The following is a 22202-nucleotide window of genomic DNA, read 5'->3' as shown; positions in this document are numbered from 1 at the left end:
TTATATTTTAAGCCACGTTATATGGAAGTTATTTATAATCACTATACCAAATCAACGTTCAGAGTGTAAGTTAATTCGGGAATTACTTGGATGGTTTGGATATTTTTATAGTTGACAAGGATTTAGGGAGCCTATATGATTCAAATTAATTAATCTTTAATTGAGAATAATAATCATTATCTATGAGGAGTGTTGACGTGAACTACCGTACATTATTTGCCCCGCTACTAACCACCGTATTGACTGCCGGATTGTTAGCCGGTTGCGGAACAGACAAAGCAAAAGAGACCAACAACACGAATGCAGGTAATGTCGAAACGAAAGAACAGATTGTAAATATTTATTCCGCTAGAAGTTATGATGTGGATAAGCTGCTCTACGAACAATTCACTAAAGAGACCGGAATCAAGGTGAACATCGTAGACGGCAAAGCTGAAGAATTAATCGAACGCCTCAAACGTGAAGGGGAAAGCACCGAAGCTGATCTTTTCTTGACCGTAGATGGCGGTGTGCTGAATAATGCCAAAGAAGCTGGGATACTACAGCCTGTATCCTCCGAGACCATAGATCAAAATGTACCCAAGCAGCTGCGTGATTCGGAAAACCAGTGGATCGGTCTCTCTACCCGGGCCCGTGTTATCGTATACTCCAAAGACCGTGTAAAACCTGAACAGCTGTCTACCTATGAGGATCTAACCAGTGCAGCCTGGAAAGGGAAAGTACTTGTCCGTCCTTCCTCCAGTTTGTATAATCAGTCCCTTCTCTCTTCATTTATTGAACTGAATGGCCCCGAAAAAGCCGAAGAATGGTCAAAAGGGTTTGTAGCGAATCTGGCTCGCACACCGGAAGGTAATGACCGCGATCAAGCCAAAGCTATTGTTGCCGGCGTTGGGGATGTAGCTTTAATGAATACCTACTATGTGGGATTGTTGATGAATTCCAAGGACACGGAAGAGGTAAAAGTTGGCGAAAGTATCGGTGTCTTTTTCCCGAATCAGGAGACTACAGGCACTCATATTAACGTTAGCGGTGCCGGAGTTACAAAGCATAGCAAGAATAAGGATAATGCGGTTAAGCTGATCGAATTCCTGACAGGTGTCGAAGCTCAGAACATGGTTGCCAAAGAAAACTTTGAATTCCCGGTGAATGCTAAGGCCGAAACTCCCGAGCTTCTGAAGTCATGGGGCACTTTCAAAACCCAACAAATCGATCTGGGTAAACTGGGCGAGCACAATGCTGCAGCACTGGAAATTATGAACAAAACGGGTTGGAAATAATATATGCCTTTTAAAAACGTGAGGGTTCAAATCAAGAGAAAACTTAACGGCTGGCGAATCGTCAGCCTCATGGGGGCAGCAGCTATTTTGCTGCCTATTTTGTTAGTATTTCTCTCTATCTTCGACGCACCGAATGACAACTGGCTACAAATCAAACGCTATTTAATAAAAGATTATATGGTTCAGACGGTATGGCTGACTCTATTAACCGGTGTATTAACCACCTTTCTAGGCGTGTCACTGGCTTGGCTGGTGGCCGTGTTCGATTTTCCGGGGAAGCGGTTTTTCCGGTGGGCTCTCGTATTGCCGCTTGCTATACCTCCTTACATTGCCGCCTATACATACAGCACGATGTTCAGCTATACAGGTATCATTCAGAAGACGCTCCGTAATCAATGGGGAATCCTCCCGAACCAAGATTGGATTACTCTTTCTTCGATGCGCGGCGCAGTGATCATCTTTACCCTTTTCCTATTTCCTTATGTATACCTGATCACAAGAGCCTATTTTGAAAAGCAAAGCGCTTCTTACATTGAAAATGCTCGTCTGCTCGGGAGGAGACCCTTATCCATTTTTCTTCGGGTCGCACTGCCCTTATCCCGTCCTGCTATCGCCGGGGGTGTGAGTCTGGTTGTGTTCGAAGTGCTAAGCGACTACGGTGTGACCAATTATTTCGGATTGCATACCATCTCTACCGCCATTTTCCAGACTTGGTTTGGAATGTACGATGTCGAATCAGCTATGCGGCTGGCGGCTTGGCTGATGATGATCGTTGTAGGTCTATTCATCTTAGAGAGATTTCTGCGCAGTCACAGGGCTTACAGCTCCACCACCAGTAAATCCAAACTTCTTGCTCCGAGACGTCTTACCGGACTGCCTAAATGGTCGGCCTACATCGTCTGTTTCAGCATCTGGTGTTTTTCTTTTTTGATTCCGCTCGTTCAACTGATGGTTTGGGCTTCATGGACATTTGAAACGGTTTGGAAAGACGATTTCTTCTCATATCTTACTCGAACCCTATACGTAGCCACCCTTTCCACATGTATTATTATGGTCTTCTCCCTTATTGTCGGAGCTGTTAACCGGTCGCGTTCAACCTTTTCCTATATGTTGTCCAAAGGGATTACAGCCGGGTATTCGGTACCTGGTGCGATTATTGCCATCGGTGTATTGGCTTTGTTCCTTCAATTGGATCGCGGCTTATCATCTGTGTACCATGGGCTTGGGTTCGGAGGTACGCCTGTCGTTCTGAGTCTTACTGCGGTAATGCTCGTATCGGGGTATGTGATCCGATTTATGGCTACGGGGTATAATGCGGTTGATACCGGTTTTGAGAGAGTTGGACGGAAGTATACAGAGGCTTCGCGGATCTTGGGGATGGGCATGACAAGAACTTTTTTCAGGGTCGATTTCCCTTTGATTAAGGGTGCCGTCATCAGCGGATTTATCCTGACCTTTGTGGAAATATGCAAGGAGCTTCCATTGGCTCTATTGCTCAGACCCTTCAATTTCGACACACTCGCTACCAAAACGTATCAGTATGCCAACAATGAACAAATATATGAGGCTTCGATTCCATCGCTATTAATTATCGGAATCAGCTTCACCTCGGTCTATATCCTTCAATATTTGGACAGGAGTGAAAAAAGATGAGTATTCTAGAGATCCGAGATCTTTCATTCTCGTATAGCCGGCGTCAGTCTCCGGTAATCGAACAGTTTTCTTTTATAATGGAGAAGGGTGAAATTATCGGTGTGCTTGGGGCAAGCGGAAACGGAAAAAGCACGTTGCTGCGCTTGATTGCGGGTCTGGAGGTTCCTTCGGGGGGCGAGATACTCATTAGTGGAAACAACGTGGTTGATCATAGAACATTCATTCAACCTGAACGCCGCGAGGTGGGGATGGTATTTCAGGATTACGCCTTGTTCCCCCATATGAATGTCCGAAAAAACATTGAATTCGGCCTGCACCGCACCCCCCGGGAAGAACGAAGTAAGCGTCTAAAAGAGATGCTTGAGCTTGTGCAGCTGAGTGAATTCCAGGAACGGTATCCCCATGAGCTAAGCGGAGGGCAGCAGCAGCGGGTAGCCCTTGCCCGGGCGTTGGCGCCGAAGCCTGCTGTTCTCTTAATGGATGAGCCCTTCAGCAATCTGGATACAGACCTCAGGGAGTCCATCCGAACCGAATTGAGCAGAATTCTGCGTAAGGAAAAGATGAGCTGCCTCTTTGTCACCCATGATCAACAGGATGTCGACGCCATCAGTGACCGTTCCATTCGATTAGAGCCGGAGAAGAAGCTGAAGGTGATGGCAAGGGCTTGAGAAGGTCGTATAGGATAATGGAACGATTAAGCAGGCTAACCGGTAATTTACTGGTTGGCCTTTTTGGCGGTTGAATTTCTCTCCAACAATCCTTCCATACCTTCCCGGTTGAGAAGAGTGAACACGCTGCCTTTGAAGTCAATCCAGCCATTATCGCGGAGGAAGGCGAGTTCCCGGGATAGTGAGGGGCGGGCGGTATTAAGCAGCTCAGCCCATACTTTTCGACTGAAAGGCAGTTTGAGGGTATTGGAATTTGAATTCTGCTGATCGGCTTGCTTGAGTAAATAAAACACAATCCGTTTGCGTAGTGTTCCTACTGACAGGATTTCAATGTTCTGATTGACCATTACCAGACGCTCCGACAGATTCTCCATATAAGAGGACAACATGTCCGTATCAGCAGCGAACAGACGCAGCAGCTCTTGCTTGCTGATAAACATGACGCTACAGGTACCCGGAGCAATTATAGTTGCCGGGTAGACATTTTCCTTGCGGAATAAAACAGCTTCCCCGAAGGTTTGGCCTCTTCCCAGCCGGGCAATGGTTACATTATTTCCGTTAGAGTGATTCTTCTGAACTTCTACTTGCCCAGAGAGAATGATCCCGATATGATCAGCCGTTTCGCCTTCGTTCACGATAAGTTCTTTTTTACGGAGGGGTTTAACGGTATAGATCATGGTCTGAAGCATAGCCGATATATCTTCGACACTTTTGCCGCGAAATAGCAGACAGGACTGCAGAACAGCTGGATCCGGTTTCATATTTTCCCTCCACAATATACGATTCGGTAACATCTGTTACCGATTGTTAGACGACAGTCTACTACAATTAGTAGAAACTGTAAAGGAAGCAGACGCTTCCCTAACTTTAAAGGAGCGAACCCAATATGAGCAGCATGTTTTGTTATCAATGTCAGGAAGCGGCCAAAGGAACGGGCTGTACCATTCAAGGAGTCTGCGGCAAAACAAGTGATGTCGCTAACCTGCAGGATCTTCTGCTGTACACTCTGAAGGGCATCTCCGTCTTTGCTGTAAAAGGCAGAGAGCTGGGACTAAGAAATGCAGCGTCTGAGAAATTTATTATTGAGAGTATGTTCGCTACAATAACTAACGCCAACTTTGACCGTGATGGTTTTATTGCCAGAGTAAGAGAAGGGGTTGCACTGCGAGATCAGTGGAAAAACCAGCTGAGCGGTATGGAAGTCACCATTCCCCTCTCTAACCATGATGCCGCTCTTTGGGTACCTGGAACCGAAGAAGAAGTCGATGAAAAGGCGGCTACCGTTGGCGTTCTATCCACGGCCAATGAAGATATACGCTCTCTTCGGGAGCTGTTAACTTACGGTCTGAAAGGGATGGCTGCTTATATGGAGCATGCCGCTGTTCTCAGCTACCGCGAGGACAATGTTCAGGCCTTTATGGAGAGAGGGCTTGCAGCCACTTTGAATGAGGATCTGACATCTGAGGAGCTGATAGCTCTTGTTATGGAATGCGGCAAGTTCGGAGTCGATGTTATGGCGCTGCTGGACCGGGCAAATACTTCAACCTACGGAAATCCAGAGATTACAAAGGTGAATATCGGCGTAGGTACCCGTCCGGGTATTCTGATCAGCGGGCATGACTTGAAGGATATGGAGGAGCTGCTTAGACAGACGGAAGGAACGGGCGTTGATGTGTATACCCATAGCGAAATGCTGCCGGCACACTACTATCCGGCCTTCAAGAAGTACAGCCACTTTGTAGGGAACTACGGCAACGCCTGGTGGAAACAGCCTGAGGAATTTGCAAGCTTCAATGGGCCTATCCTGATGACTACGAATTGTATTGTTCCTCCTAAGGATAGCTATAAGGACCGCCTTTACACCACAGGTAATACAGGATATCCGGGAGTGCAGCATATTCCGGCCGGTGTGGACAATATAGCGAAGGATTTCTCGGCAATTATCGAACAAGCAAAGACCTGCCCTGCCCCTACTGAAATTGAAACCGGTGAAATCATCGGCGGGTTTGCACATGCAGCCGTTATGGGAGTAGCGGATCAAGTGGTGGATGCCGTCCAGACGGGTGCTATCAAGCGGTTTTTTGTGATGGCAGGCTGTGACGGAAGAATGAAGAGTAGAGATTATTATACCGACTTCGCCGCTGCATTGCCTGAGGATACCGTTATCCTGACTGCGGGCTGTGCAAAATACAAATACAATAAGCTGAATCTGGGAGCTATCGGCGGTATTCCACGCGTGCTGGACGCCGGTCAGTGCAACGACTCTTATTCTTTAGTTGTAATTGCATTGAAACTTAAGGAAGTCTTCGGACTTGACGATATTAACGACCTCCCTATTTCGTACAATATAGCTTGGTACGAGCAAAAAGCAGTCATTGTTCTATTAGCACTGCTACATCTGGGCGTGAAAAACATTCACCTAGGCCCGACGCTTCCAGCCTTCTTATCTCCGAACGTAGCTAACGTGCTGATTGAGAATTTCGGGATTGGCGGCATTACTACCGTAGACGAAGATATGGAAAAATTCATGGCTGTGGTTTAATAATCAGTTTACTTGCACTACAAATTAGGGGTGTCCCAACAGTCATGGAAATGGCTGTCGGGACACCCCTCTGCTTATGGGCGCTCCGTGAAAAAAACCTTGCTCCAACGCTTGAGAGTAGAAGTATCTCCCCAGTTATCCGCAACAATTACGGCAAATCGTCTACCTACATGGGTTTCAATATATATAGTTGCACAAGGTACACTTATATTTCTCCCTTAGCACACTTTAGGGTGTTTAATTGCACTTTATACACTTATTTTTGGGTATTCCGGGGTTTAACCGGCATATTCATGCTTTAGTTGCACAAAGTACATCTATCCATACATCCGAGCGCTAAAAGATAGAAATAAGTGTATAAAATACATCTATTTCACGGACTACCTCCGAGTTTTCGGTAGCGTCAAGAAGTTTGTGTAAGAGAGTAGGAAGTAGCTTCCCGGGAGTTTGTTAGAAAGCATAAGCTGTCTCCGTATTTCATCCGCTTACAGCGGTATAAATCAGAAAAGTCTTACGACAACAGCGGCTGGAAGTCCAGAACGGGCTAAAAAGCGATGTTGTTCATAACGCATTCAACACAAATGTTCAGCACATTCGGATTAACGTTGCTACGTTTATGAGACGCATCCATGCGAACCGTTGGAAGTCATTGATCGGATTTGAATTCACTTGAGAATCCTACTTACGGGACAGTCCTTGACGGCGTTTTCCAAACCATAAGGGAAAACGAAAAGCAAGATTGATCAATAGAACAACGATTACGAGCACTGCTGCAGACTTATCGGCGATTTGCCGAGCGTCTTCAACGATGGCCTCGGATTGCACATACCATAGATGTACAGCCAGTGTCTCTCCCGGTGAGAACAAGCTAAAGTCCCACATCTCACCAGAGGTGCTTAGACCGGCTGTCAAAATAATGACGGCAGACTCCCCGAACGCACGGCCAGCCACAAGACATACGCCTGTAATAATAGCCGGGATCGCCACAGGAAGCACAACTTTGCGAATGACATGGAATTGGGTTGTACCCAGTGCGTATCCCGCTTCCCGAAGCTCACCCGGAACGGTACGAACCGCTTCCTCGGTTACACGGGCCAGCATCGGCAGATTGAGCAGTGCTAGACTGACACCGCCGCCAAGTATAGTCAGACCTATATCGAAGTATTCAGCAAATATAGCTAAGCCCAGCATCCCAAACACAATAGAAGGAACGGATGACAAGGCTTCGACAGCCATCCGAAGTGCGCTGGTGAATCCATTATCGGGTGCATATTCAGCCATATATATACCCGCTCCGATTCCTAGAGGTACGGAAACAATTAAAGAAATAAAGAGGATATAGAACGAGTTGAACAATACAGGTCCGATTCCTCCGCCAGCATCTATTTCTTCAGGCTGCTTGAACAGAAAGTCAGGTCTTAGACCGGGCAGCCCTTTGCCCAGGATGGTGAACAGCAGCCAGAAAATAAGCAGCATGACCAAAGCGCCGAGACCATATAAAGCGATGGTTGCAAGCTTGTCGCGTCTTTGCGCACGTGCAGTATGGCGTGTTCGTGTAAAATTGCTCATGCCTGATCCCTCCGTTTTCTGCCCAGGATTCGAATGATGAGTATAAGTACAAAGGAGATCAGCAGCAGAAGGAAAGCCATCATATGCAGTGCATAGTTCCATGTGGATTCATATTCTACGTTGGAAATCTGCATTACGATGTTGCTGGTTAATACCGACGTAGGCGTAAATAAGCTCTTCGCCAGCTGCGGCGTATTTCCAATTACCATCACTACAGCCATCGTCTCCCCTACGGCACGAGTCATACCCAAAATAACTGCCGATATCACGCCTCGGCTTGCCGCAGGCAAGACAACGCGCGTTATGACCTGTAGACGGGTAGAGCCAAGCGCATAAGCGGCATCCCTGTATTTACGCGGTACTGCAACGATAGCATCATCGCTGATCCGTGTGATTGTCGGAAGAACCATTAATGCCAGCACAAGCGCCGCCGCAAGTAGACCGTCTCCCAGACTTTCTCCACTGACTCTGCGCAGAAAGGGCAGAAGGACAGTCAAGCCCAGGTATCCGTATACTATAGAAGGAATCCCTACGAGCAGGTCCAGAATCGGGCGGATAAAGGATGTCATCCACTTCGGAGCAATCTCCGCATTGAGTACGGCCATACCCACAGAGATAGGAACTGCGATCAGCAGCGTAAGCGCGGTCAGTGACAATGTATTTACGATGAAGGCAGCGGCTCCAAAAGCGTCTTCTTCCGGTGTCCAGTTAAATGAAAGGAAAAAATCCGCCGGAGAGATTTGGCCGAAGAGAAGCAGCGCCGTTTTGCCGATAAAAATAAATACAAGACCAAGTACAAAGCAAAGCGCTAAAATACTGAATAAAAAATAATACTTAAAAAACACATTGCTGACTCTATGCCTTTTATGGCGTCTTTGGGCTGAAATCTCTTTCTTACTAGTGCTGTCCATTATTGTGGTAGCCAGGTTGTGTACTGGTGCCCCCATACCTTTCCCTCCCGTAAGCAGCCAATCCCATGATAATTCGGGACTGGCTGCTGTTGCCGTTCATTATGTTTGCAAATGAAGCTAACTTGATTTTATTGCATTGCGGAAATCGGAATGAACTTCAGCTTTTTCAGGGAACCCTGTTGGAATTTCTTGCTTTGCACATAATTGATGAATTCTTTGGTAGCGCCTGTAGGCTGACCTTTAGTCATGTAGTAACCGTAAGCCCAAATCTTGTAAGAACCATTGATTACGTTATCCGTGGAAGCCGCGACACCGTTATACTTAACCGCTTTGATATCCCCGCCGGTAACATAGACAAGGTCGATATATCCAATAGCGTTCGGAGTGGTTCCTACTGCCGTTTTCATATCACCGCTGGAACCTGTTTCTTTATAGTTCTTCTCTTTCTTAACAATGTCACCGCCGGCAAGAGCTTTCGCTTGATAGTTAACGCGTGTACCTGAACCAAAGGAGCGAGTGATGACTACGATATCCGCATCCGAACCGCCGACTTCCTTCCAGTTCGTGATTTTACCGGAGTAAATTCCTTTAAGCTGTTCTGTTGTGAGGTTGTCTACACCCACATTCTTGTTGACGATTGTAGCAAAAGGAATGACCGCTACTTTATTCGCCACTTGTCCTTCAAAGGCTTTGAAGCCCGGAACATCCATACTTGCGTCCCAATCGCATGCTCCGATGTCGGCAATCCCTTTTTTCACAGCTTGTGGTCCTGTTACAGAACCTTTACCGGAAGCTGCTATTTTTACTTTAGGATGAAGCTTTTGGAATTCCTTGGCGGCTTGAAGGGTTAACGGCAATAATGCCGTGGAGCCGTTCACTGTGATTTTACCTTTTAATGAATCTGCCGCTGCTGCTACTCCTGCAAAAGATGCGGTTACCGCAATTACTGCTGTTAGCGCTGTGACTGTAAACTTTTTGAAAACCTTCATATGTTGTTTCTCCTCTCGGCCTTTCGCCGTTAAATTAGATTTGGGATAATGATTCAATGAATCCTGTGATTATTTTGTAAGCTGCACTGCTTTCGCATTTTGAATCACTAGGATTTTGCCTTCAATAATGATTGCGAGCTTGCTGCCATCGGCTGATACGGCGATTTCAGTTACATCCTTAGTAGTGCTGTAGAGTTCAGTTTTCGCTCCTGCAGCAGTTATAGAGTAGATATGTGTACTTCCATCCAAAGCTACACCCGACACCACTAGGCCGCTGCCAACTTTGGCTGACCAGTAGACCTCGATATCAAGAGCGATATCGGAGAGCGTAGCATCCGCTTTTACCAACTTAAGCTTATTGAGTGCAGTTCCATCCGGATCCGCACTCAAGAACACGATGCTTCCATCAGCCAGAATTTCAGGATAAAGTTTGTTATCCGGGGTAGTAGTCAAGGCAACCGGCTTCGCACCCTTGATGCCAAGCTCCAGCTTGAACAGCTGTTCGCCTGCTTTACTGTAGTCAACAGTGAGGGAATCCTCCGTACTGTCGGCATCATTCTTCGCAACACCCGTCACATTGACGATATATAAGGCCTGCTTCTCGTCTGCAGAAATGCGCAGTTCCGATTTGTTATCCACTTTATCTGCCAAGACTTCCGTAACCACACCGGTCTCTACCGAAATCTGGGAGATCTTCTCTTGCTTATCTCCTTGAATAAAGTAAATCTTCTTGCCGTCCAGAGACCAGATCAGATCCGTTTTTACGGTGGTGTCCGTGCCGAGCTTCTTCATAAGTCCGCTTGTCAGATCTATCAAATTCAATTGACCTGTCTCATCATTAAAAGCGCCCCAGCGATGGTCGGCGGATACTGAAAAGTCAGTTGCACCAGCATTAGAAGTGAAGAGATCATATTTACCTGGATCCGTGTTGAATTTGAAGATTTGAGTAGCTTCAGCATCACTTTTATTGGCAATAATGCTTCCATCCGAATTCCAATGCAGGGAATCAAATTCACCGATTGGTCGTGCCGAGCCCAAAATGGTGTTGGGATTCACCTGCAACTCGCCGCCCAATCCGTTCACAAGCTTCGTAAGTTCCACATAGGTTTTTCCTTTATGAACTACAGGAGCTACTGTAAAAGTGAATGGGGATCCATCCAGTTGGTAGTTCTTTGATCCTGTTTTTAATTGAATAGTATGTAGGCCCCTACTGTCATTCAGTTCAATCCCGCCTGCCCCGTGCACAAATGAAGCTCCTAGGACATCTGCCACCTGAGTCAGGGAATACAGCTTATAACCACTGCTATCGATGGTATTAAAAGTAACCTGGGTTCCATTTACAGTCCATGCAGTTGTACCTTCTTTAACCTTACTCACGGCTGAAACAGCTGGTTTAACGTTGTTAGCTGAAATTTTACCGCTATTACTTGCACTTGCTGCAGAGACACTCCCGGAGGCTGCGGTAACAAGAAGTGCCGATGCCAGAGCTGAGCTTAACCATTTACTGTTTGTCAAATTATTCACCCTTTTCATGTAGGTAACTGCTAATGTAATTCTCGTCTACAATTGTCAATTGTGTTGCAGAGGAATGTTATGGAAATATTAACTTATCACTTAATATAGATTGTTCTTAAGATTTACTCCTTGGGAGTGTAGTAGAAACTAAGGAGTACGTTTAGACTTCGAGTTTCCAACCGTGAGCAACCATACGAAAATATTATGCGTTCATGTAGGACCACTCTCGGGGAGAACCACTCCATAGATTTGATTGTCCTCCAGTAACCGATAATTAAAGTTTGTTTTAGATCCAGCTTGCTAAATGAAACCTTGCAATAAATATTTAGAGGTAAATATTCCCTTCAAAATAACTCGATAGGTACTTCAATCCTTGAATTCTTAGGAAAAATTCCGGATCAACCGTAAAATCAGTGCTTGACTATGTAGCCGAAAAAATGAGCTAGCTTGGATCTAGTCTCATACGGACCGTATCGCCGTTATTTGAGTATTCATCCGTAATTGAAGTACGGTACGGACTCAGAAGCCTCTATTTCTTCCAAAAACACCTTTTACTAGGCGGAAAGTGGACAATAGTGTCATTGGAGTCCGTTATTCTCCAAATTCAACCTTTTTAAAGCAAATAAGGTCTTTGGTGTCCGTACCTCCTCCTATCCTTCCACTCCGCACATGATCCCTTTACACTTTGTCCTTTCGGACAGGCACTAGTTTTGGTTTTGAGCCAATATTCCTTCCTTAAATAAGCTTAACAAAAGAAAATAACAAAAAGCGGAAGGCACACAGGGGAAATTGGGAACTGTAGGAGCGATAGCAACCGCCCGAAAGCTTTCCGTAGGAAAGCTCGCTTCGAAAGCATAAGCTGTATCCGAATTTCCACTGCAAACAGTGAGTTAATCAAGAATTTGGGGAGAACAACGGCTGGAAGTCCAAACATTCACTGTAGTAACGACCACTCTCCCAAAAAGTAAGTCTTTAGTACAAACTATATAAATAAGTTCGATCGCTATTAAAGTTCGATTTCTGGATTTTAAAATTGATTTGTAGGTTGAAATCGTGCTTTAAAAGATTGAGTCCTCTTTTAATGTAAAATAATTTCGTTATTTAAATGATTTACAACGGATAGAGATTGTTATATAGTAATGAGTGAGTACTCACTCATTATTTAAGAATCGAGGAGATCAGTAATGAATAAAGATGCTCCAGTTATTAAAGTAAGTCATGTCGGTAGAGCATTTGGCAGCAAGTTGGTACTTGACGATATCTCTCTACAAGTGGAAAAAGCTGAAACCTTCGGCATTCTGGGCCCTTCCGGATCCGGCAAAACAACGCTGGTAAAGATGCTGACTGGTATCGATGAAACCAGCTCCGGTGAGATCCACGTGCTGGGCGTCAAAATGCCAAAACTGGCGATGCTGCAGCAGATCGGGTATATGGCACAGTCTGATGCTCTGTACACCGAGCTTAGCGCCAAAGAAAACTTAGAGTTCTTCGCTTCTCTTTATGGACTGAAGGGTGAACACCGCACTCGCCGTATTAAAGCGGTTATGGAATTGGTTAATTTGGAGGAACATCTGCGTAAAGGTGTGGCCCAATACTCGGGTGGTATGAAGCGCCGATTGTCGCTGGCCATCGCCTTGCTGCACGAACCTCCTCTACTTATTCTGGATGAACCTACAGTTGGGATCGATCCGGTGCTGCGTCTCTCTATCTGGAATGAACTCAGAGCACTGAATAAGAAGGGAACTACGATTGTGCTGACTACGCATGTAATGGATGAAGCGGAGAAATGTGATCGGCTGGCGATGATTCGGGACGGGAAGCTGCTGGCAGTGGATACGCCGGACGGACTGCTGCAAGCCACAGGTTCTGCTTCCATTGAAGAAGCCTTTCTCTATTATGGAGGTGTGCGTTCATGAGAATCCGGGCGATAACTCTACGTATTTTACAGCAATTTATTCATGATAAAAGAACGATGGCCCTTATGTTTATTGCTCCTCTATTAGTTCTAAGCTTAATGAGTCTGGTGTTTAACGGTGATGATTATAAGCCGGTTATCGGTGTTTCAGGTCAGGCAGTCAAGCTGTCCGCTTCCCTTGAAAGTCATGACGCAAAAGTGAAGGAATATGCAACGGCAGAGCTTGGGACAGATGCTGTAAGCGAAGGAACTATCGATGCATTGCTCACGCTAAATGGCACAACACCACAGATGGTTCTGGAAGGAAGTAATCCCACGGCTAACCGGGCGGTGATGATGGTGCTTGAGAAGACCTCACAGGAACTTCTGCCCTCCTCGGGAATTAAGATTCAGCCGGAGATCAGTTATCTGTACGGATCAGCGGATATGAAAACCATTGACCGCTTTGGTCCGATTATGATCGGTGTATTCGTATTCTTCTTCGTCTTCCTAATCGCGGGTGTCTCCTTCCTGCGGGAACGGACCACGGGGACGCTGGAGCGCCTCCTCTCCACGCCGCTTAAACGCTGGGAGATTGTTCTCGGATATGTCTGCGGATTTGGGATATTTACTGTATTTCAAGCCCTGCTCATCTCTTGGTTCTCCATTCAGGTGCTCGGTATCCTGATGACAGGAAGCTTCGGCTATGTCTTGTTGATGACCCTGCTGCTGTCCATGACGGCTCTAACACTGGGTACATTGCTATCTGCTTTTGCAGCCAATGAGCTGCAGATGATTCAATTCATTCCGCTCATTATCGTGCCGCAAATTTTCCTCAGCGGATTATTCCCGATGGACACTCTCCCATTATGGCTGCAGCGGGTAGGCTTAGCAACGCCTCTCTACTATGGTGCAGATGCGTTGATGAACATTATGATTCGCGGCAAGGGCTGGAGCGATATCGCTCTGGATGTCTATGTGCTGATTGGCTTCACCTTGCTATTCATGACCTTAAATGTGTTGGCTCTGCGTAAACACCGCAAAATGTAAACAATATCGTTATTATGCTAAGATGGACAGACAGGATGATGTCTGGAGGTTGATGGAATGACTGATAATAAAGCTGCGGAGAACCCGTCCGCAGATGATAATATGGGGGAACAATGGATTCAGGAGATTCTTAATCTTGGCGAGGATGAGAAAATGACCCCGAAGCAGCTGGCCATTTTGCAGGCAGCGATTGAGGTTTTTTCCGATAAGGGGTATTCTGCTGCCGCAACAAGCGAAATCGCTCAGAAGGCGGGCGTGGCGGAAGGTACGATCTTTCGATACTACAAGACCAAGAAAGACCTGCTGTTATCGATTGTAGGACCGACGATGAGCCGGATGATTGCTCCCTTTGTGCTTAGGAATTTTAATGGAGTGCTCGATTTACCTTTTGACAGCTATGAAGATTTCCTGCGGGCATTTATTGTGAACCGTTTGGAATTTGCTCGCAAGAACTTCAGAATTATCAAAATACTAATTCAGGAAATCCCCTTTCAACCCGCACTTCGAGAGCAATTCGTAGAGAATATTCTCGTCAAGGTGGTGGAACGGGTAGAAAAGATCGTAGAGCATTTCAAGGAAAAGGGAGAGATTGTCGAGATCCCGACGCCTGCCATTATCCGATTCTCCATTTCGTCTATTATCGGCTTTCTGCTGGCCCGCCTGCTGCTAATGCCTGATAAGGATTGGAATGACGAGGAAGAGATCGAACTGACGATTAGATTTATAATGCATGGTATAAGTCCTGATGGAATAGGAAGCAAATAATTTACATTATTAAAAACACGGCAGTCTAAGAGGAATATTCCTTGAGAACTGTCGTGTTTTTCGTTGTTTTTCCGTTCAAAAATATTACTGCCTAATCTACGGTTGAGCACAAAACGGAAGCAGACGCTGAGCGCTTAATCTACGAAATCTTTATCCGAAGTCCCAAAGTAGATATGAAGAACCTTGTAATGAGCTTCACCTTGGAGCCTCAAATGCTGTCCATGCTGGATACGGGCGATATTTTGACCAATTTATTGAATGATGCCCCGTTGATTATACCCGTAATGGTGAGGCTAGCGGAGTGAGCTTATCCAGAAACTTCATTCTAAAGCGGCCCTCAATGGCTCCAGATATACTATCCATATACAGACCTATCTATGTAAAAATCTTGATAACCTTTGAAGCGTACACGCGTTCTGTTATTATAGGAACTATATTAATTCGGGATATTTAAATATTCAGTTAAAGAAAGGAATCCTACGATGGGCTTTAGTGTGTCCGAACGGGTAATCAAGCTGCTATGCGGGAAGTCCGCTTTTGACAAAGGGATAGAGTACTACCTCTCCGGAAGGGTTGACCTAATTGATGATGGGGAAGACCACGAGTCCGTGAATGATAATAATAATGACAATGATTTCTCTGATTACGAAGCTATCGTTCAAGATAGTAAGGGTAAAAATGTGGATGTAACAGTGAGTATTGATAGGGACGGAGATGTAAGTGCGGATTGTACTTGTTCTGAGTATTATCGCGGTGGCCCGTTCTGCAAGCATATTGCGGCTGTAATGATTAATGTTCTGGATCTGGATCAAGGTCTGGCATCACAGGGGCGGACGGTGGCTTCCAGTCTCCATAACGGGGGAGTATTCACTACCGGAGTCGGGGTTCTTACCCCGCGTACCTTTACCGATGCAACACGCAAATCAGGAGCTTCTGCAAAGGATCAGCAGTTGGTCGATACGATGTTAGGAATGTTCGGGAACAGCAGGCAGCGTCCAAGCGGTACAGGAACTTTTATGGATATACGCATGCCTCTGAATGTAGAGCTGATTTGTAAGCCATTTTCATATAATTATGGAAGTATGATGCTGGGGATCGAAATGAAGGTAGGTCCAAAACGTCTATATATTGTTCAAAAAATCAGGGATTTCTTGCAGCATGTTCACCGGGGAGAAGCCTATGAGTTTTCAAAACATTTTATATATGACCCTTCCCTCCACAGTTTTCATAAGGAAGACAATGCGGTTATTCAGAAGCTTATCGAAATCTTGTTAAATGAGAAAATGTACCGTGATAGAAGTAGCTCCTACTCCCCTTATGGAAATAGTATGGGCGGAGACCGCTTGCTGCCGATCCCGCCTTTTTTCTGGGATTCGCTCCTGCCCTTCCTTTCAGGGGCTAAAACGGTCTATTTTCAACAAGAAGATAACCTATTTGAGGGTATTCATTTCTCGAATGAAGCCCCCCCGTTGAGCTTTGAATTCGATCAGGCCGAGGAAGACGGCTATCGTCTGGAGGTTCTGGGGTTAGATAAAATCACGGTCATGGAGGACTACGGAATCGTTCTGACGGAAGGAAAGCTGCTGAAGCTTCCCTCCCAAGAGTGCAGGCGTCTTGCAGAAATGAAAAAAATGCTGGAGGACTCCCGTGATAGAGGCGTTCGCATTGCGCCTGAGCAAATGGAGCCTTTTATGGATAAAGTGATCCCCGGCTTGATGAAGCTCGGCAGTGTCCATATCGCTGACGCCATCGCGGACCGTGTTGTTCAAACTAAGCTGAAGGCGCGGCTCTATCTGGATCGGGTGAGAGACCGGCTGCTCGCCGGGCTGGAGTTCCAATATGGCGACATCATCATTAATCCTATAGATGACAATAATAAGGCTCGCGGTACGGATATTATTCTTATGCGGGACAGCGAGGCCGAACATAAGATTCTTGAGCTTATGGAACATGAATATTTTGCGAAAACAGAAAGTGGATATATTATGAGCGACGAGGATGCGGAATACGACTTCCTGTATCATAAAATCCCTCTTCTAGAGCAGCTGCTCGAAGTCTATGCTACCACCGCCGTGAAGGAAAGATTACTTACGGGTACGGTTCCGCCCAAAGTATCTCTCTCTTGGAATGAGAAAACCGACTGGCTCGATTTCAAATTCGATATGCAAGGTATCCCTGAGTCGGAAATTGTATTGGTTCTTAGATCACTTCAGGACAAGCGTAAATACTATCGATTGCCGAATGGTGCGCTGCTGCCTCTGGAAAGTGAAGAATTCCAAGAAATCATTACATTTATGAATGAATTGGGTATCCGGCAGGATGATTTGAAAGGCACAGAATTTACTCTGCCCGTTGTTCGGGGGTTACATCTGAGTGCTGCCGATGAGAAGGGGGACGCGGTTAAGTTAGGCAAAGAGTTACGGAAGCTTCTGGCTAATATGCGGAATCCCGAGAATCTGGATTTCCCGGTTCCAGACCGACTCGTGCCTGTGCTTCGGGATTATCAGGTGTTTGGCTTCCAATGGTTGAAGACCTTGGCACACTATCGTTTTGGCGGGATATTGGCCGATGACATGGGCCTTGGAAAGACACTGCAAAGCATAGCCTTCCTGCTCTCGGAGCTGCCGGATATCCGTCAAGGCGGAAAACCTGCGCTCATCGTCGCACCGGCCTCTCTCGTCTACAACTGGCATAACGAGCTTAAGAAATTCACGCCGGAGATTAAGGCTGTTATTGCCGATGGAAGCTTGACGGAGCGGACTCGAATTCTTCGGAATACGGGGAAAGCGGATGTAATTATTACCTCTTATCCGCTGCTGCGCAGAGATGTTCATCTCTATGCCAAATCAGCTTTTCATACGCTCATTCTTGATGAAGCTCAAGTCATTAAGAATCATGTAACCCAAACGGCACAAGCTGTAAGGGTTCTGCAAGCCCGCTATCGTTTTGCGCTAACAGGAACTCCGGTGGAAAATGCTCTGGAAGATTTATGGTCGATCTTCGGCGCTGTGTTTCCAGAGCTGTTCCCGGGCAAGAAGGCCTTTCACGACCTTCCCCGGGAAGTGGTAGCCAAGCGCGCACGTCCTTTTCTGCTTCGTCGTCTTAAGACCGATGTCCTGAAAGAACTGCCGGACAAGATCGAGTCCTTGCAAGCTTCCGAGCTGCTGCCTGAACAGAAGAAGCTGTATGTCGCTTATCTGGCGAGGCTGCAAAAGGAAGCCCTCAAGCATCTGAACGGGGAGGATTTCCGCAGCAATCGAATCAAAATCCTGGCTGGACTTACTCGTCTGAGACAGCTCTGCTGCCACCCTTCGCTATTCGTCGAAGGCTACCAAGGAAGTTCAGCCAAATTCGAGCAGCTGCTCGAGATCATCGATGAGTGTCGCAGCTCCGGTAAACGAATGCTGGTCTTCTCCCAATTTACTGAGATGCTTAAGTTAATCGGGCGGGAGCTGGGGCTTCAAGGCGTCCCGTATTTCTATCTGGACGGACAGACCCCAACCTCCCAGCGTGTCGAGCTCTGTAATCAATTTAATAACGGGGAACGCGACTTGTTCCTCATCTCCTTAAAGGCCGGGGGCACCGGACTTAACCTAACCGGAGCAGATACCGTCATCCTGTACGATTTATGGTGGAACCCCGCTGTCGAGCAGCAAGCTGCCGACAGAGCACACCGAATCGGGCAGAAAAAGGTAGTCCAAGTCATCCGGCTTGTCACCCAGGGAACGGTAGAGGACAAGATGTACGAGCTTCAGCAGAAAAAAAAGAATCTGATCGATGAAGTCATCCAACCCGGTCAAGAAGCTCTATCCACCTTAACAGAACAGGATATTCGGGAGATTCTGATGATTTAGCGGGAGCATTGGCTGGAACCAGCCGGTTTCAGATGATTTCAGCCGGGTTCGGCTGGTTTCGTATGCCTCCCTCCTTCATCTAATGGATTCACGTCCGATTCTTAAGCCGTTCAACCCATTTAGTTGTATTTAATACACTTAAAACACACTAGCCTGCACCTCTCAGGTAAATAATTGTATTTAATACAACTATTCTCATCATTTCCTAGCAAAAAAACCTTTTTTCCTGATTTTAACTGCATAAAGTGCAATTAAAGTTCAGACAAGGCCGCTTTAAGCTGAAATAACTGCATAAAATACAACTATTATCTACCGGAGTTGCCTAATATCTCCAATATGACTGGAATCAGATATAACACAAAACCAGGGAGGCCAGCCGTAAGGCTCAGCACTCCCTGGTTTTGATTTTAGGTACTTAGCTTAACTGATCGTTATACCTGCACTAGCGTAGCCATCAATGATTGATGCCACATCAAGTCCTGCTGTTACAGTGGCGGTGAAAACCATTAACAAACGGCTTCAGGCGCTACTGCAATACTCAGTCCCGTAGTCAAACCATTGCTTATAGTTCCAATAGATACAACTCCTGTTACCGCCGGACTTAAGGTTACTAGGGTTCCCGGCACCGGAGTGAAGATATTGTCTGGTGTAGTAGAAATATATAATTGTGCTGTAACCGTTATAGTTGTTCCTATTAAAGCCAATGAAGCAGTTGTGCTGAAATAGGCAGCCATAGACGTAATTGTTCCGGTACGAGGTGACGAAAAAGCAAAGTTCAACGGAGATCCAACCGCTCCAGTAAGGTCAATAGTCCCGCCAGCAGCAGTAACTCCAGTAGTTCTATTCCCAAAACCCACCAAGCTGGAAGAATTCGTAAGACCCCCTAAAACAGTAGTCATACTCACAGGAAGCCCAGAGGAATAAGGAATAATTGCACCTTCCCCAGCAACTCCGGTTTCACCTGTAGCTCCTGTAATAATTCTTAGTTATTACGGCATTTGATGCCACAACAATTTCTTCACTTACATACAGAGTTCTTGTAGTACTGAGTACAAAACCTTGAATAACCACACCTGGACCATTTACAGCATTCCGGTTTAGGATTTTAACGGTTACCTGTTGGGTCGGTCTGATCCTGAGAAAGGACTATTTTCGATGGGGCCTGGTTACAAAATGTCCATGCGACCTAACTCATCCCTTCTACTTGTGAGTTATACCTATGGAAGCCTGCTGGCATCGTATATATGTTGAGCTATTGATTTCTTTGTGAAATTCGTTATACTGGTAAAAATGTATACAATCGATGAGCGGGAGAGTAGTTACCCTTGATCTAGTCCTCAGCGAGCCGGAAGAGTGAAAGCCGGTACAGATCAAAGTAATGAAGCGCACCCGGGAGATGGACTTCTGAACAGATTAGTAGGAAGTCCCGGCAGAAGGCCGTTATTCTGTAAAGTGGTTAAACCTTGCCCGGTTTAGCAACGAGAGTGGTACCGCGAGCGCTAAAGCCCTCGTCTCTTTTGAGACGAGGGCTTTTTTGTATTTTAAAGGAGGTCAAAACATGTTCAGCCAACTTATCAAATCCAACCTGGAACAAAGTGTCAGTGGCGTATTAAATGGTCTGAGTATTACTTATACCGATGAAATTAACGTTCGCATTGAACAGCCCGCCAATCTGGAGCATGGCGACTATTCAAGCAGTATTGCTATGCAGCTGGCAAAAATTGTACGGAAAGCTCCTATGGCGATAGCTGAACTAGTGAAGACTGAGCTTCAACAGCAAGGTTATATGGAAGGGCTTTTGGACAAAATCGAAGTAGTAGCTCCCGGGTTCATCAATTTGTACGTCAATTGGCAGGTGTGGGCCGGACGCACCTTCGAGCTCCCTCCAAGGGGAAAAAGCAGTTATAGAACATACTTCTATTAATCCGAATAAATCAGCGCATATTGGACACCTAAGAAACTCCTGTATCGGGGATGCGTTAGTACGGATTTTGAAAAGAACAGGATATAACGTAGAGGTTCATAATTACATAGACGATTTGGGGAATCAGCTGGCGGATACAGTAGTTGGATTATTAAATGTACCTTATGAGGGTGAGCATGTTCGTTTTGGTGATTATTGCTGGGATATCTATTCAAGAGTCAACAAGGAGTATGCACAGAGTCCGGAGATGACGGACAAGCGTACCGATATTCTGCATGCCCTAGAAAGAGGCGGTGAAAATGAGGCCTGGCTGGGGAATCTTGTAGCTGAACGTATTGTCAGAGAACATGTGGAGGAGATGAAAAACTTCGGCATTGAGTATGACCTACTCGTGTGGGAGAGCAGTATTGTTAGAGCGGGTTTTTGGGCATCTGCATTTCAGCGGCTTGCGCAAACAGCGGTTTTTGTTCAAGAGAAAGAAGGTAAACTGGCAGGCTGCTGGGTATTGAAGCAATCCTCGGTGGCAGACGGTGAGGCAGAATTAGAAGATTATAATATCGATAAGGTGCTTGTGCGCTCTAATGGCATTTTAACGTATACAGCCAAAGACATCGCCTATCATCTGTGGAAGTTTGGATTGCTGGAAAAAGACTTCTCGTACCATGAGTTTACGGCAGGCTTATGGACTACGGGTTTAATCGGACGGGCCTTTTGGAAAAGCGGACATGGTTATTAACGTCATCGACTACAGACAGGAATATCCGCAGCAAATGGTGAAGCAGGCCTTACAAGCGCTGGGGTATACAGATCAGGCCGAGAAGCTTCATCATGTAAGCTATGGCGTGGTTTCACTGAGTCCGGCTTCCGCTGCTGAGCTGGGAATTGATATTACGGATGGCAAAACCTCCTATGCCATGTCCGGGCGTCAGGGTATCGGTGTGAAGGTAACCGATCTGGTTCTGCTTATGGAGAAGGCTATTGAGCAATCACGTTCTGATAAAAGCGGTCTTTCCAGTAAAGACATCGCTACAGCAGCGATCCGCTATTATCTGCTCCGTTTCAATTTGGGAACCGAGATTATTTTTGATTTCCGGCAGGCTACAGAAATATCCGGGAATACGGGCGTATATCTGATGTATACCTATGCCCGTGCGAACAGTGTATTGAACAAGGCTGGAGCAACCGATCTAACGGATGATGCTCCATTGCCGCAATTCCCTGCCGAATTCGAAAAAGCGGAGTCTGCACTGCTGAGACATCTCAGCACATGGGAGGATACATTATACCTTGCCAGCAAGGAACTGACCCCGAGTACGCTTTGTAACTACGCGTATACTTTGGCTACTTTGTTCAATAATTTTTATTCTCTGTGCCCCATCCTAAAGGGGGCAGAGTCCTCCATTCGGTTCCGTCTCTGGCTCACCTCAAGAGTCATCCATACCTTAGGCGATGTACTTCGGGTGCTGGGACTGCCTACACCAAACCGAATGTAATTAACGTAAAACAGCCTTCCCGAAGGAAGGCTGTTACTTACGTCCCGGAAGGGATACCGCCCATTCGGGCGGATTGCGATGATTGGGCTAACGATGCT

At 46.2% G+C, this 22202-nt stretch carries 17 protein-coding genes and 1 other annotated feature; of the genes, 11 read left to right on the top strand and 6 right to left on the bottom strand.

The features are described 5' to 3' along the window. The first annotated feature begins 197 nt into the window (after positions 1–197). From J2T20_RS22490 to J2T20_RS22480, 3 genes are read left to right on the top strand one after another with little or no spacing between them, the layout of a single operon-like run. A complete protein-coding gene (locus tag J2T20_RS22490) occupies positions 198–1277 on the top strand; it encodes a Fe(3+) ABC transporter substrate-binding protein (protein ID WP_307591756.1) in 1080 nt (359 codons plus the stop codon). A 3-nt stretch (positions 1278–1280) separates the two neighbouring features. Continuing rightward, on the top strand, positions 1281–2930 hold the full coding sequence (locus J2T20_RS22485; RefSeq protein ID WP_307591754.1) for an ABC transporter permease: 1650 nt from the start codon (positions 1281–1283) through the stop codon (positions 2928–2930). Next, positions 2927–3598 (top strand): ABC transporter ATP-binding protein, encoded by a 672-nt coding sequence (locus J2T20_RS22480; protein WP_307591753.1) that lies wholly within the window; start codon positions 2927–2929, stop codon positions 3596–3598. Before J2T20_RS22485 ends, J2T20_RS22480 begins: the two co-directional genes overlap by 4 nt. Before the next feature lie 47 nt (positions 3599–3645). Here the strand turns inward: J2T20_RS22480 and J2T20_RS22475 are convergent, their stop codons facing one another. Next, positions 3646–4359 carry a Crp/Fnr family transcriptional regulator gene (locus J2T20_RS22475; RefSeq protein WP_307591751.1) on the bottom strand — a complete coding sequence of 238 codons (714 nt, stop codon included), beginning with the start codon at positions 4357–4359 and terminating at the stop codon, positions 3646–3648. A 125-nt stretch (positions 4360–4484) separates the two neighbouring features. Here J2T20_RS22475 and hcp point away from each other — a divergent pair, with 125 nt between their 5' ends. Further along, positions 4485–6140 (top strand): hydroxylamine reductase, encoded by a 1656-nt coding sequence (gene hcp / locus J2T20_RS22470; RefSeq protein WP_307591750.1) that lies wholly within the window; start codon positions 4485–4487, stop codon positions 6138–6140. Between the two features lie 678 nt (positions 6141–6818). Here hcp and pstA read toward each other — a convergent pair. The 4 genes from pstA to J2T20_RS22450 all read right to left on the bottom strand — a co-directional run bounded on the left by pstA (position 6819) and on the right by J2T20_RS22450 (position 11124). Continuing rightward, the gene (pstA, locus tag J2T20_RS22465) at positions 6819–7709 is read right to left on the bottom strand and encodes a phosphate ABC transporter permease PstA (protein WP_307591748.1); all 891 of its coding nucleotides are present in this window, start codon (positions 7707–7709) and stop codon (positions 6819–6821) included. Next, entirely contained in the window at positions 7706–8656 is a 951-nt protein-coding gene (gene pstC, locus J2T20_RS22460; RefSeq protein WP_307591747.1) for a phosphate ABC transporter permease subunit PstC, read from the bottom strand. The genes pstA and pstC overlap by 4 nt, the downstream gene beginning before the upstream one ends. Positions 8657–8748: 92 nt before the next feature. Next, on the bottom strand, positions 8749–9609 hold the full coding sequence (locus tag J2T20_RS22455) for a phosphate ABC transporter substrate-binding protein (RefSeq protein ID WP_307591745.1): 861 nt from the start codon (positions 9607–9609) through the stop codon (positions 8749–8751). 69 nt (positions 9610–9678) lie between these two features. Further along, positions 9679–11124 carry a stalk domain-containing protein gene (locus tag J2T20_RS22450; RefSeq protein ID WP_307591743.1) on the bottom strand — a complete coding sequence of 482 codons (1446 nt, stop codon included), beginning with the start codon at positions 11122–11124 and terminating at the stop codon, positions 9679–9681. Positions 11125–12308: 1184 nt separating this feature from the next. On the opposite strand from J2T20_RS22450, the gene J2T20_RS22445 reads away from it, so the two are divergent. From J2T20_RS22445 to J2T20_RS22430, 4 genes are all read left to right on the top strand, one after another. Continuing rightward, complete coding sequence (locus J2T20_RS22445; RefSeq protein ID WP_307591742.1) at positions 12309–13040, top strand: ABC transporter ATP-binding protein; 732 nt, start codon at positions 12309–12311, stop codon at positions 13038–13040. Further along, entirely contained in the window at positions 13037–14068 is a 1032-nt protein-coding gene (locus tag J2T20_RS22440; protein WP_307591740.1) for an ABC transporter permease, read from the top strand. Before J2T20_RS22445 ends, J2T20_RS22440 begins: the two co-directional genes overlap by 4 nt. Positions 14069–14125: 57 nt before the next feature. Next, positions 14126–14833, top strand: a complete 708-nt coding sequence (locus J2T20_RS22435) for a TetR/AcrR family transcriptional regulator (RefSeq protein ID WP_307591738.1) — start codon at positions 14126–14128, stop codon at positions 14831–14833. Between the two features lie 482 nt (positions 14834–15315). After that, positions 15316–18687, top strand: a complete 3372-nt coding sequence (locus J2T20_RS22430; RefSeq protein ID WP_307591736.1) for a DEAD/DEAH box helicase — start codon at positions 15316–15318, stop codon at positions 18685–18687. Positions 18688–19193: 506 nt separating this feature from the next. On the opposite strand, the gene J2T20_RS22425 is transcribed toward J2T20_RS22430, so the two are convergent. Beyond that, positions 19194–19586, bottom strand: a complete 393-nt coding sequence (locus J2T20_RS22425; protein ID WP_307591734.1) for an exosporium glycoprotein BclB-related protein — start codon at positions 19584–19586, stop codon at positions 19194–19196. Between the two features lie 395 nt (positions 19587–19981). Beyond that, positions 19982–20206 (top strand) — a binding site (T-box leader). Positions 20207–20245: 39 nt separating this feature from the next. Here J2T20_RS22425 and J2T20_RS22420 point away from each other — a divergent pair. From J2T20_RS22420 to J2T20_RS22410, 3 genes are read left to right on the top strand one after another with little or no spacing between them, the layout of a single operon-like run. Continuing rightward, complete coding sequence (locus tag J2T20_RS22420) at positions 20246–20611, top strand: hypothetical protein (RefSeq protein WP_307591732.1); 366 nt, start codon at positions 20246–20248, stop codon at positions 20609–20611. Beyond that, positions 20523–21347, top strand: a complete 825-nt coding sequence (argS, locus tag J2T20_RS22415) for an arginine--tRNA ligase domain-containing protein (protein ID WP_307591796.1) — start codon at positions 20523–20525, stop codon at positions 21345–21347. The genes J2T20_RS22420 and argS overlap by 89 nt, the downstream gene beginning before the upstream one ends. Then, entirely contained in the window at positions 21337–22104 is a 768-nt protein-coding gene (locus J2T20_RS22410; RefSeq protein WP_307591730.1) for a DALR anticodon-binding domain-containing protein, read from the top strand. Before argS ends, J2T20_RS22410 begins: the two co-directional genes overlap by 11 nt. The last annotated feature ends 98 nt before the right edge of the window (positions 22105–22202 follow it).

The sequence above is a fragment of the Paenibacillus wynnii genome, from assembly GCF_030812855.1.
Taxonomy (GTDB): Bacteria; Bacillota; Bacilli; order Paenibacillales; family Paenibacillaceae; genus Paenibacillus_AQ; species Paenibacillus_AQ wynnii_A.
Note: the sequence above shows the minus strand (reverse complement) of the source record. Positions and strands in the feature narration are given on the sequence as shown.